General features: G+C 59.9%; 11 protein-coding genes. All 11 read left to right on the top strand.

Translation table 11 applies throughout. The annotated features are described in order from the left end of the window. The first annotated feature begins 475 nt into the window (after window positions 1–475). Window positions 476–889, top strand: coding sequence for an NADH-quinone oxidoreductase subunit A (locus tag PseAD21_RS22060; RefSeq protein ID WP_003223812.1), 414 nt, complete (start codon window positions 476–478; stop codon window positions 887–889). A gap of 10 nt (window positions 890–899) precedes the next feature. Then, window positions 900–1,574, top strand: a complete 675-nt coding sequence (locus tag PseAD21_RS22055) for an NADH-quinone oxidoreductase subunit B family protein (RefSeq protein WP_003223809.1) — start codon at window positions 900–902, stop codon at window positions 1,572–1,574. Between the two features lie 73 nt (window positions 1,575–1,647). Beyond that, a complete protein-coding gene (nuoC, locus tag PseAD21_RS22050) occupies window positions 1,648–3,432 on the top strand; it encodes an NADH-quinone oxidoreductase subunit C/D (protein WP_102357811.1) in 1,785 nt (594 codons plus the stop codon). Between the two features lie 2 nt (window positions 3,433–3,434). Further along, a complete protein-coding gene (gene nuoE, locus PseAD21_RS22045; RefSeq protein WP_003223804.1) occupies window positions 3,435–3,932 on the top strand; it encodes an NADH-quinone oxidoreductase subunit NuoE in 498 nt (165 codons plus the stop codon). Next, complete coding sequence (nuoF, locus tag PseAD21_RS22040; protein ID WP_102357810.1) at window positions 3,929–5,284, top strand: NADH-quinone oxidoreductase subunit NuoF; 1,356 nt, start codon at window positions 3,929–3,931, stop codon at window positions 5,282–5,284. The genes nuoE and nuoF overlap by 4 nt, the downstream gene beginning before the upstream one ends. A 136-nt stretch (window positions 5,285–5,420) precedes the next feature. Next, window positions 5,421–8,135, top strand: a complete 2,715-nt coding sequence (nuoG, locus tag PseAD21_RS22035; RefSeq protein ID WP_102357809.1) for an NADH-quinone oxidoreductase subunit NuoG — start codon at window positions 5,421–5,423, stop codon at window positions 8,133–8,135. Then, the gene (gene nuoH, locus PseAD21_RS22030) at window positions 8,132–9,139 is read left to right on the top strand and encodes an NADH-quinone oxidoreductase subunit NuoH (RefSeq protein ID WP_007964859.1); all 1,008 of its coding nucleotides are present in this window, start codon (window positions 8,132–8,134) and stop codon (window positions 9,137–9,139) included. The genes nuoG and nuoH overlap by 4 nt, the downstream gene beginning before the upstream one ends. A gap of 11 nt (window positions 9,140–9,150) precedes the next feature. Continuing rightward, entirely contained in the window at window positions 9,151–9,699 is a 549-nt protein-coding gene (gene nuoI / locus PseAD21_RS22025; RefSeq protein WP_007920177.1) for an NADH-quinone oxidoreductase subunit NuoI, read from the top strand. A 9-nt stretch (window positions 9,700–9,708) separates the two neighbouring features. After that, entirely contained in the window at window positions 9,709–10,209 is a 501-nt protein-coding gene (nuoJ, locus tag PseAD21_RS22020) for an NADH-quinone oxidoreductase subunit J (protein ID WP_007951462.1), read from the top strand. A 3-nt stretch (window positions 10,210–10,212) separates the two neighbouring features. Continuing rightward, entirely contained in the window at window positions 10,213–10,521 is a 309-nt protein-coding gene (nuoK, locus tag PseAD21_RS22015) for an NADH-quinone oxidoreductase subunit NuoK (RefSeq protein WP_003223790.1), read from the top strand. Beyond that, complete coding sequence (gene nuoL / locus PseAD21_RS22010) at window positions 10,518–12,371, top strand: NADH-quinone oxidoreductase subunit L (RefSeq protein ID WP_102357808.1); 1,854 nt, start codon at window positions 10,518–10,520, stop codon at window positions 12,369–12,371. Before nuoK ends, nuoL begins: the two co-directional genes overlap by 4 nt. Window positions 12,372–12,384: the final 13 nt, after the last annotated feature.

The raw sequence follows: 12,384 nt of genomic DNA, 5'->3' as shown, positions 1-12,384 counted from the left end.
CACCTAAAGCCGTTTAGGGGCTAGGCATGAACCATAGAATCTCCCACAGGTTTTCTCTTCAGCCTGGGAGACAAAACATTGATCCAGAGCGGTACAACCGTCAGAAAAATCCGCTAAAACGGGCGCCGTCGCTACTTGCAGTAACGCGCAAGTAAGACAACTTCCCAACTGACATCCCGTTAAACAGTTACAAAACCAGCCCAAACGATATCAATTATCATTTAGCCGCAACTATGTTCGTTACGCCCCCTACAAAACATTATTTGCATAAACCCGCCTAATGCCCGCAACGCATGGGCTGCAGGGCATTGGAGGTGCGCTATGTCCTTATTCCAATAAATAATTTCGCTATAGGAATTTTACTTGCAGGGTGTTTAGCCATAAAATCAGCGCGATTGATTGCTGCGACATATCGTCACTGCCTTATTTCTTTATCAAGCTCAGAGACCTTTGCTCTCTGTTAAGGATTACCAGCATGCCCGAAGCGACAGGACTCATGGCCCACAACTGGGGCTTTGCCATTTTCCTTCTGGGTGTAGTCGGCCTGTGTGCCTTCATGCTCGGCGTCTCCAGCCTCCTCGGGTCAAAAGCCTGGGGCCGCAGCAAAAACGAACCGTTCGAGTCCGGCATGCTACCTACCGGTGGCGCCCGCTTGCGGCTCTCAGCCAAATTCTATCTGGTCGCGATGCTCTTCGTGATCTTCGATATCGAAGCCCTCTTTCTCTTTGCATGGTCTGTGTCCGTCCGCGAAAGCGGCTGGACCGGATTCGTCGAAGCTCTCGTTTTCATAGCAATTCTGTTGGCAGGTCTTGTCTACCTGTTCCGAGTGGGCGCCCTTGACTGGGCTCCGGAAGCTCGTCGCAAGCGGCAGGCGAAGCTGAAACAATGAGGCTTTGGCAATGCAATACAATCTCACCAGAATCGACCCCGATGCTCCTAACGAGCAGTATCCGATTGGCGAACGGGAAACCGTTTCCGATCCGTTAGAAGATCAAGTCCACAAAAACATTTTCATGGGCAAGCTCGAAGACGTGCTGAGTGGCGCGGTCAACTGGGGGCGTAAAAACTCCCTGTGGCCGTACAACTTCGGCCTTTCGTGCTGCTATGTGGAAATGACCACCGCCTTCACGGCGCCCCACGACATCGCGCGCTTTGGCGCCGAAGTTATCCGGGCATCACCGCGTCAGGCCGACTTCATGGTTATCGCCGGTACCTGCTTCATCAAGATGGCGCCGATCATTCAGCGTCTCTACGAGCAAATGCTCGAGCCGAAGTGGGTGATTTCCATGGGCTCGTGCGCCAACTCCGGTGGTATGTACGACATCTACTCCGTGGTTCAAGGGGTGGACAAGTTCCTGCCCGTGGACGTCTACGTACCTGGCTGCCCGCCCCGTCCAGAAGCATTTCTGCAAGGCTTGATGCTGTTGCAGGAATCGATTGGCCAGGAGCGTCGCCCACTGTCCTGGGTCGTTGGTGATCAAGGCGTTTATCGCGCCGACATGCCTTCGCAGAAAGAACAGCGCCGCGAACAGCGAATCGCAGTCACCAACCTGCGCAGCCCTGACGAAGTCTGATCCAGATCTGTTCTTACAAAGAAACGAGAAGCTGGCTTCATTCTTTACGTTGACCGAAAGCGAAAAAATAACCATGACTACAGGCAGCGCTCTGTACATCCCGCCTTATAAGGCAGACGACCAGGATGTGGTCGTCGAATTGAACAACCGTTTTGGCGCCGAAGCGTTCACCGCTCAGTCGACCCGCACCGGCATGCCGGTGCTGTGGGTGGCGCGCGCCAAACTCGTCGAAGTCCTGACCTTCCTGCGCAACCTGCCCAAGCCGTACGTCATGCTCTATGACCTGCACGGCGTGGACGAGCGTCTGCGCACCAAACGTCAAGGACTGCCATCGGGCGCCGACTTCACCGTGTTCTATCACCTCATGTCGCTTGAGCGTAATAGTGACGTGATGATCAAAGTCGCCTTGTCCGAAAGCGACCTCAGTTTGCCCACCGTCACCAGCATCTGGCCGAACGCCAACTGGTACGAGCGTGAAGTCTGGGACATGTACGGCATCGACTTCAAAGGCCACCCGCACCTGTCGCGCATCATGATGCCGCCGACCTGGGAAGGTCACCCGCTGCGCAAGGACTTTCCGGCGCGCGCCACCGAATTCGATCCGTTCAGCCTCAACCTTGCCAAGCAACAGCTTGAGGAAGAGGCCGCGCGCTTCCGTCCTGAAGACTGGGGCATGAAGCGTTCCGGCGCCAACGAGGACTACATGTTCCTCAACCTCGGCCCGAACCACCCTTCCGCGCACGGTGCTTTCCGCATCATTCTGCAACTGGACGGTGAAGAGATCGTCGACTGCGTACCAGACATCGGTTACCACCACCGTGGTGCCGAAAAGATGGCCGAACGTCAGTCCTGGCACAGTTTCATCCCGTACACCGACCGTATCGATTACCTCGGCGGCGTGATGAACAACCTGCCGTACGTGCTCTCGGTCGAGAAGCTGGCCGGTATCAAGGTGCCCGAGAAGGTCGACGTCATCCGCATCATGATGGCCGAGTTCTTCCGGATCACCAGCCACCTGCTGTTCCTGGGGACTTACATCCAGGACGTCGGCGCCATGACTCCGGTGTTCTTCACCTTCACCGACCGCCAGAAGGCGTACACGGTGATTGAAGCCATTACCGGTTTCCGTCTGCACCCGGCCTGGTACCGCATCGGTGGTGTTGCTCACGACCTGCCGCGCGGCTGGGACAAACTGGTAAAAGACTTCGTTGAATGGCTGCCAAAACGCCTCGATGAATACACCAAGGCTGCCCTGCAGAACAGCATCCTCAAGGGCCGTACCATCGGCGTCGCTGCCTACAACACCAAAGAAGCCCTGGAATGGGGCGTCACCGGTGCAGGCCTGCGTTCGACCGGTTGCGACTTCGACCTGCGTAAAGCGCGTCCATACTCGGGCTACGAGAACTTCGAATTCGAAGTGCCGCTGGCCGCCAATGGCGATGCCTACGACCGCTGCATGGTTCGCGTCGAAGAGATGCGCCAGAGCATCAAGATCATCGACCAGTGCATGCGCAACATGCCGGAAGGCCCGTACAAGGCGGATCACCCGCTGACCACGCCGCCGCCGAAAGAGCGCACGCTGCAGCACATCGAAACCTTGATCACGCACTTCCTGCAAGTTTCGTGGGGCCCGGTCATGCCGGCCAACGAATCCTTCCAGATGATCGAAGCGACCAAGGGCATCAACAGTTATTACCTGACGAGCGACGGCGGCACCATGAGCTACCGTACCCGGATCCGCACTCCGAGCTTCCCCCATCTGCAACAGATCCCTTCGGTGATCAAAGGCAGCATGGTCGCGGACTTGATTGCGTACCTGGGTAGTATCGACTTCGTTATGGCCGACGTGGACCGCTAAGCATGAACAGCACGCTTATCCAGACAGACCGTTTCACCTTGAGTGAAACCGAGCGCTCGGCCATCGAGCACGAGCTGCATCACTACGAAGACCCGCGCGCGGCGTCGATCGAAGCCCTGAAGATCGTTCAGAAAGAACGCGGCTGGGTGCCGGATGGCGCCTTGTACGCGATCGGCGAGATCCTCGGCATCCCGGCCAGCGACGTTGAAGGTGTGGCGACGTTCTATAGCCAGATCTTCCGTCAGCCGGTCGGCCGCCACATCATTCGCGTCTGCGACAGCATGGTCTGCTACATCGGCGGCCACGAGTCGGTGGTCAGTGAAATCCAGAACAATCTGGGCATCGGCCTGGGTCAGACCACCGCCGACGGTCGTTTCACCCTGCTGCCTGTCTGCTGCCTCGGCAACTGCGACAAGGCACCGGCGCTGATGATCGACGACGACACCTTTGGCGACGTGCAGCCTGCTGGCGTGGCCAAACTGCTCGAGGGCTACGTATGACCCTGACATCTTTCGGTCCTGCCAACCGCATCCAGCGTTCGGCCGAGACTCACCCGCTGACCTGGCGTCTGCGTGACGACGGCGAAGCCGTGTGGCTCGACGAGTACCAGGCCAAGAACGGTTACGCTGCGGCGCGCAAAGCCTTCGCCGACATGGATCAGGACGCCATCGTCCAGACCGTGAAAGACGCCGGCCTCAAAGGTCGCGGCGGTGCAGGCTTCCCCACGGGCGTGAAGTGGGGCCTGATGCCCAAAGACGAATCCATCAACATCCGCTACCTGCTGTGCAACGCGGACGAGATGGAGCCGAACACCTGGAAAGACCGCATGCTGATGGAGCAACTGCCCCATCTGCTGATCGAAGGCATGCTGATCAGTGCTCGCGCGCTGAAAACCTACCGTGGCTACATCTTCCTGCGTGGCGAGTACACCACCGCCGCCAAGCACCTCAACCGTGCCGTGGAAGAAGCCAAGGCTGCAGGCCTGCTGGGTAAAAACATTCTGGGCAGCGGCTTCGATTTCGAGCTGTTCGTCCACACCGGCGCCGGGCGTTACATCTGTGGTGAAGAAACCGCACTGATCAACTCCCTCGAAGGCCGCCGTGCCAACCCGCGCTCCAAGCCGCCCTTCCCTGCCGCCGTCGGCGTGTGGGGCAAGCCGACTTGCGTGAACAACGTTGAGACTCTGTGCAACGTGCCGGCGATCATTGCCGACGGCGTTGACTGGTACAAATCGTTGGCCCGCGAAGGCAGCGAAGACATGGGCACCAAGCTCATGGGCTTCTCCGGCAAAGTGAAAAACCCGGGCCTGTGGGAACTGCCATTCGGCGTCACCGGTCGCGAGCTGTTCGAAGACTACGCCGGCGGCATGCGCGACGGCTTCAAGCTCAAGGCCTGGCAGCCAGGTGGTGCCGGTACCGGTTTTCTCTTGCCGGAACACCTCGACGCACAAATGTACGCCGGCGGCATCGCCAAGGTGGGCACCCGTATGGGTACCGGCCTGGCCATGGCGGTGGACGACAGCGTCAACATGGTCTCCTTGCTGCGCAACATGGAGCAGTTCTTCGCTCGCGAGTCGTGCGGCTTCTGCACCCCGTGCCGCGATGGTTTGCCATGGAGCGTCAAGCTCTTGATGGCCATCGAAGAAGGCCGCGGTCAGCCAGGCGACATCGAGACCCTGCTGGGTCTGGTCAACTTCCTCGGCCCAGGCAAGACCTTCTGTGCTCACGCACCGGGTGCCGTGGAGCCGTTGGGCAGTGCCATCAAATACTTCCGTCCAGAGTTCGAAGCCGGTATCGCGCCTGCAAGCGCCGCCGTCCCGCCTCTGGCAAGGCCGATCGTAGTCGGCGCGTAAACGCTTAAAAAGGCGAAGGGTCCGTGCCCTTCGCCTTTCGTCCGATGACGCCTTTCGGGGCTGACTGGATTCGGACGGATAACAAGATTCCATTAGCCACGCCCGCTGACACCGGGCCAACGAAGACCTTTGAACCATGGCCACTATCCACGTAGACGGCAAAGCGCTCGAAGTCGACGGGGCAGACAACCTGTTACAGGCATGTCTGTCGCTGGGCCTCGACATCCCTTATTTCTGCTGGCACCCCGCGCTTGGTAGCGTCGGGGCTTGCCGCCAGTGCGCGGTCAAGCAGTACACCGACGAGAACGACACCCGTGGTCGCATCGTCATGTCCTGCATGACCCCGGCCACCGACAACACCTGGATCTCCATCGACGATGAAGAATCCAAAGCGTTCCGCGCCAGTGTTGTCGAATGGCTGATGACCAACCACCCGCACGACTGCCCTGTGTGCGAAGAAGGCGGTCATTGCCACCTGCAAGACATGACTGTGATGACCGGCCACAACGAGCGCCGTTATCGCTTCACCAAACGCACCCACCAGAACCAGCAACTGGGCCCGTTCATTTCTCATGAAATGAACCGCTGCATCGCCTGCTACCGCTGCGTGCGTTTCTACAAGGATTACGCTGGCGGCACCGACCTCGGTGTATTCGGCGCCCACGACAACGTGTACTTCGGTCGTGTTGAAGACGGCACCCTCGAAAGCGAGTTCTCCGGCAACCTCACCGAGGTCTGCCCGACCGGTGTGTTCACCGACAAGACTCACTCCGAGCGCTACAACCGCAAGTGGGACATGCAGTTCTCGCCGAGCATCTGCCATGGCTGCTCCAGCGGTTGCAACATCTCCCCGGGCGAGCGTTACGGCGAACTGCGTCGCATCGAAAACCGTTTCAACGGTTCGGTGAACCAGTACTTCCTGTGCGACCGTGGCCGTTTCGGTTATGGCTACGTCAACCGCACCGACCGTCCACGTCAGCCGCTGCTGGCCGATGGCACCAAGCTGGGCCTCGACGCTGCACTGGATAAAGCCGCTGACTTGCTGCGCGGCCGCAACATCGTCGGTATCGGTTCGCCGCGCGCCAGCCTCGAAAGCAACTACGCGTTGCGCGAACTGGTCGGCGCCGAGCACTTCTACTCTGGCATTGAAGCGTCCGAACTGGAACGCATCCGTCTGGTCCTGCAAGTGCTCAAGGACAGCCCGCTGCCTGTGCCGAACATGCGCGACATCGAAGACCACGACGCTGTGTTCGTCCTCGGTGAAGACCTGACTCAGACTGCTGCGCGTATGGCTCTGTCCCTGCGTCAGTCGGTCAAGGGCAAAGCCGAAGACATGGCCGAAGCCATGCGCGTTCAGCCTTGGCTGGATGCTGCGGTGAAGAACATCGGTCAGCACGCGCTGAACCCGCTGTTCATCGCCAGCCTGGCGGAAACCAAGCTCGACGACATCGCCGAAGAATGCGTACACGCAGCTCCGGACGACCTGGCGCGCATCGGTTTCGCCGTGGCTCACGCTCTGGATGCCAGCGCGCCTGCCGTTGAAGGTCTGGACGCTGAAGCTCTGGAACTGGCCAAGCGCATTGCCGACGCCCTGCTCGCGGCCAAACGTCCGCTGATCATCGCCGGTACTTCGCTGGGTTCCAAAGCCCTGATCGAAGCCGCTGCGAACATCGCCAAAGCCCTGAAGCTGCGCGAGAAGAACGGTTCGATCAGCCTGATCGTGCCGGAAGCCAACAGCCTCGGTCTGGCCATGCTCGGTGGCGAATCGGTCGACGCGGCGCTGCAAGCCGTGATCGACGGCAAGGCCGACGCCATCGTCGTGCTGGAAAACGATCTGTACACCCGCACCTCGAAAGCCAAGGTCGATGCGTCGCTGAACGCTGCGAAAGTGGTGATCGTTGCTGACCACCAGAAGACCGCCACTAGCGATCGCGCGCACCTGGTGCTGCCAGCGGCGAGCTTCGCTGAAGGCGACGGTACGCTGGTCAGCCAGGAAGGTCGCGCCCAGCGCTTCTTCCAGGTTTTCGACCCGCAATACATGGACGCGAGCATCCTGGTGCACGAAGGCTGGCGCTGGCTGCACGCCCTGCGCGCGACCCTGCTGAACCAGCCGATCGACTGGACGCAACTCGACCACGTGACTGCTGCCGTTGCTTCGAGCACCGAGCAACTGGCGCGCATCGTCGACGCTGCACCATCGGCGGCGTTCCGCATCAAGGGTCTGAAACTGGCGCGTGAGCCGCTGCGTTATTCCGGTCGCACCGCGATGCGCGCCGACATCAGCGTTCACGAACCGCGCACCCCGCAAGACAAAGACACCGCGTTCGCCTTCTCCATGGAAGGTTACTCGGGCTCTACCGAACCGCGTCAGCAGGTTCCGTTTGCCTGGTCTCCGGGCTGGAACTCGCCACAAGCGTGGAACAAGTTCCAGGACGAAGTCGGTGGTCACATCCGTGCCGGCGACCCGGGCACCCGCCTGATCGAAAGCACCGGTGATTCACTGAACTGGTTCGCTGCAGCACCGCGCGCATTCAACCCGGCGCCGGGCACCTGGCAAGCCGTGCCGTTCTTCCACCTGTTCGGCAGCGACGAGAACTCGTCGAAAGCCGCACCGGTTCAAGAGCGCATTCCAGCTCCGTACGTGGCTCTGGCGAAATCCGAAGCGGATCGCCTGGGCGTCAACGACGGTGCTCTGCTGAGCCTGAACGTGGCCGGCCAGACCCTGCGTCTGCCGCTGCGCATCAATGAAGAACTGGGCGCTGGTCTGGTGGCCTTGCCTGCGGGCATCGCCGGCATTCCACCGGCATTCGCCGGCGTGTCCGTCGACGGTCTGCAGGAGGCAGCGCAATGACCTGGTTCACCCCTGAAGTGATCGACGTGATCCTGACGGTCATCAAAGCCATCGTGATTCTGCTGGCCGTTGTGGTCGCAGGCGCGTTGCTCAGCTTTGTCGAACGTCGCCTGCTGGGCTGGTGGCAGGACCGTTACGGTCCGAACCGCGTTGGCCCGTTCGGCATGTTCCAGATCGCTGCCGACATGCTGAAGATGTTCTTCAAGGAAGACTGGACCCCACCGTTTGCCGACAAGGTGATCTTCACCCTGGCACCGGTGGTGGCCATGTCGGCCCTGCTGATCGCCTTCGCGATCATCCCGATCACCCCGACCTGGGGCGTGGCGGATCTGAACATCGGCCTGCTGTTCTTCTTCGCCATGGCGGGTCTCTCGGTCTACGCGGTGCTGTTCGCCGGCTGGTCGAGTAACAACAAGTTCGCCCTGCTCGGCAGCTTGCGTGCCTCGGCGCAGACCGTGTCCTACGAAGTGTTCATGGGCCTGGCCCTGATGGGCATCGTGGTGCAGGTCGGCTCGTTCAACATGCGCGACATCGTCGAATACCAGGCGCAGAACCTGTGGTTCATCATTCCGCAGTTCTTCGGCTTCTGTACCTTCTTCATCGCTGGCGTCGCCGTGACTCACCGTCACCCGTTCGACCAGCCGGAAGCGGAACAGGAACTGGCCGACGGTTACCACATTGAATACGCCGGTATGAAATGGGGCATGTTCTTCGTCGGTGAATACATCGGCATCATCCTGATCTCGGCGCTGCTGGTCACCCTGTTCTTCGGTGGCTGGCACGGTCCGTTCGGCATCCTGCCGCAACTGTCCTTCGTCTGGTTCGCACTGAAGACCGCGTTCTTCATCATGCTGTTCATCCTGCTGCGCGCCTCCATCCCGCGTCCGCGTTATGACCAGGTGATGGACTTCAGCTGGAAATTCTGCCTGCCACTGACCCTGATCAATTTGCTGATAACCGCTGCGGTTGTGTTGTGGAACACACCTGCGGTTGCGGTTCAGTGAGGATTTGACCCATGTTCAAATATATTGGCGACATCGTTAAGGGTACCGGTACCCAGTTGCGCAGCCTGGTCATGGTCTTCGGCCATGGCTTTCGCAAGCGCGACACCCTGCAATACCCGGAAGAAGCGGTCTACCTGCCACCACGCTACCGTGGTCGCATCGTCCTGACCCGCGACCCCGATGGCGAAGAGCGTTGCGTAGCCTGCAACCTGTGCGCCGTGGCTTGCCCGGTCGGTTGCATCTCGCTGCAGAAAGCTGAAACCGAAGACGGTCGCTGGTACCCGGACTTCTTCCGTATCAACTTCTCGCGCTGCATTTTCTGCGGTCTCTGCGAGGAAGCCTGTCCGACCACCGCAATCCAGCTGACACCGGATTTCGAGATGGCCGAGTTCAAACGTCAGGACCTGGTGTACGAGAAAGAAGATCTTTTGATCTCCGGCCCCGGCAAAAACCCTGATTACAACTTCTATCGTGTTGCAGGTATGGCAATCGCTGGCAAGCCGAAAGGCTCTGCGCAGAACGAAGCCGAACCGATCAACGTGAAGAGCTTGCTGCCTTAAGGAAGAACGATGGAATTCGCTTTCTATTTCGCATCGGGTATCGCGGTTGTGTCCACGCTTCGCGTGGTCACCAACACCAACCCTGTGCACGCCCTGCTCTACCTGATCATCTCGTTGATTGCCGTGGCCATGACCTTCTTCGCACTCGGCGCACCGTTCGCCGGCGTGCTGGAAGTGATCGCCTACGCCGGCGCCATCATGGTGCTGTTCGTGTTCGTGGTGATGATGCTGAACCTGGGCCCGGCCTCGGTTCAGCAGGAACGCACCTGGCTCAAGCCCGGTATCTGGGCGGGGCCGGTGATTCTCGCCGCCCTGCTGCTGGCCGAACTGCTGTATGTGCTGTTCGCTCACCAGAGCGGTCAGGCCATCGGCCACACCACCGTAGACGCGAAAGCCGTGGGCATCAGCCTGTTCGGTCCGTACCTGCTGGTGGTCGAACTCGCCTCGATGCTGCTGCTTGCTGCAGCCGTCACGGCGTTCCATTTGGGCCGTAACGAGGCGAAGGAGTAAGACATGCCTGCTATCCCTCTCGAGCATGGATTGGCCGTTGCCGGCATCCTGTTCTGCCTTGGTCTGGTCGGCCTGATGGTCCGCCGCAACATTTTGTTCGTGTTGATGAGTCTGGAAGTGATGATGAACGCCTCTGCACTGGCGTTCATTGTTGCTGGCGCCCGTTGGGGCCAGCCGGATGGACAGATCATGTTCATCCTGGTGATCAGCCTTGCAGCCGCCGAGGCCAGTATCGGCCTGGCGATCCTGCTGCAACTGTATCGCCGCTTCCACACGCTCGATATCGACGCTGCCAGTGAGATGCGCGGATGAACCTGATCTTTCTGACTTTCGTATTCCCTCTGATCGGTTTCCTGCTGCTGTCGTTCTCCCGTGGACGCTGGTCGGAAAACCTCTCGGCGCTGATCGGCGTGGGTTCCATTGGCTTGTCGGCGATTGTCGCCGCCTACGTCATCTGGCAATTCAACGTCGCACCTCCCGAAGGCGGTCACTACACCCTGGTACTTTGGCAGTGGATGGCGGTGGAAGGCTTCAAGCCTGACTTCGCCCTCTACGTCGACGGCCTGTCGGTCACCATGCTCGGCGTGGTGGTTGGCGTAGGTTTCCTGATCCACCTGTTCGCGTCCTGGTACATGCGCGGCGAAGCGGGTTACTCGCGCTTCTTCGCGTACACCAACCTGTTTATCGCCAGCATGCTGTTCCTGGTGCTCGGCGATAACCTGTTGTTCCTGTACTTCGGCTGGGAAGGCGTGGGCCTGTGCTCGTACCTGTTGATCGGTTTCTACTACAGCAACCGCAACAATGGTAACGCCGCACTCAAGGCCTTCATCGTGACCCGGATCGGCGACGTGTTCATGGCCATCGGCCTGTTCATCCTGTTCCAGCAAGTGGGCACGCTGAACATCCAGGAACTGCTGGTGCTGGCACCGCAGAAATTCCAGGTCGGCGACTTCTGGATCACCCTGGCGACTCTGATGCTGCTGGGTGGTGCGGTTGGTAAATCGGCGCAACTGCCGCTGCAAACCTGGCTCGCGGACGCAATGGCCGGCCCGACCCCGGTGTCGGCACTGATCCACGCCGCAACGATGGTGACTGCCGGTGTCTACCTGATCGCCCGTACCCACGGTCTGTTCACCCTGGCGCCGGAAATCCTGCACCTGGTCGGCATCGTGGGTGGTGTGACCCTGGTACTGGCTGGTTTCGCCGCTCTGGTACAAACCGACATCAAACGTATCCTCGCCTACTCGACCATGAGCCAGATCGGCTACATGTTCCTGGCGCTGGGCGTTGGTGCATGGGATGGCGCGATTTTCCACCTGATGACCCACGCCTTCTTCAAGGCCCTGTTGTTCCTTGCTTCCGGTGCGGTGATCGTTGCCTGCCACCACGAGCAGAACATCTTCAAGATGGGCGGTCTGTGGAAAAAACTGCCACTGGCCTACGCCAGTTTCATCGTCGGTGGTGCTGCGCTGGCCGCTCTGCCACTGGTCACCGCAGGCTTCTACTCCAAGGACGAAATCCTTTGGGAAGCGTTCGCCAGCGGTAACCACGGTCTGCTCTACGCAGGTCTGGTCGGCGCGTTCATGACTTCGCTGTACACCTTCCGCCTGATCTTCATCACCTTCCACGGTGAAGCCAAGACCGAAGCTCACGCTGGTCACGGCATCGCTCACTGGCTGCCTCTGTCGGTGCTGATCGTGCTGTCGACCTTCATCGGCGCGATGATCGTTCCACCGCTGCACGGCGTACTGCCGGAAAGCGTTGGGCATGCCGGCGGCGAAGCCAAGCACAGTCTGGAACTCGCTTCGGGCGCCATCGCCCTGGCCGGTATCCTGCTGGCGGCCTTGCTGTTCCTCGGCAAGCGTCGCTTTGTAACGGCAATCGCCAACAGCGGCATCGGCCGTTTCCTTTCGGCCTGGTGGTTCGCTGCCTGGGGCTTCGACTGGATCTACGACAAACTGTTCGTCAAGCCGTACCTTGCGATCAGCCACATGCTGCGCAGAGACCCGCTCGACCAGACCATCGGTCTGATCCCGCGTATGGCCAAGGGTGGTCACACTGCCCTGAGCCGCACCGAGACCGGTCAACTGCGTTGGTACGCTGCTTCGATGGCTGCTGGTGCCGTGCTGGTTATTGGCGCCATCGTGCTGGTAGCGGTCTGATATGAACCTTGCG

Origin of the sequence: Pseudomonas sp. AD21 (assembly GCF_002878485.1) — a bacterium.
GTDB lineage: Bacteria > Pseudomonadota > Gammaproteobacteria > Pseudomonadales > Pseudomonadaceae > Aquipseudomonas.
Note: the sequence above shows the minus strand (reverse complement) of the source record. Positions and strands in the feature narration are given on the sequence as shown.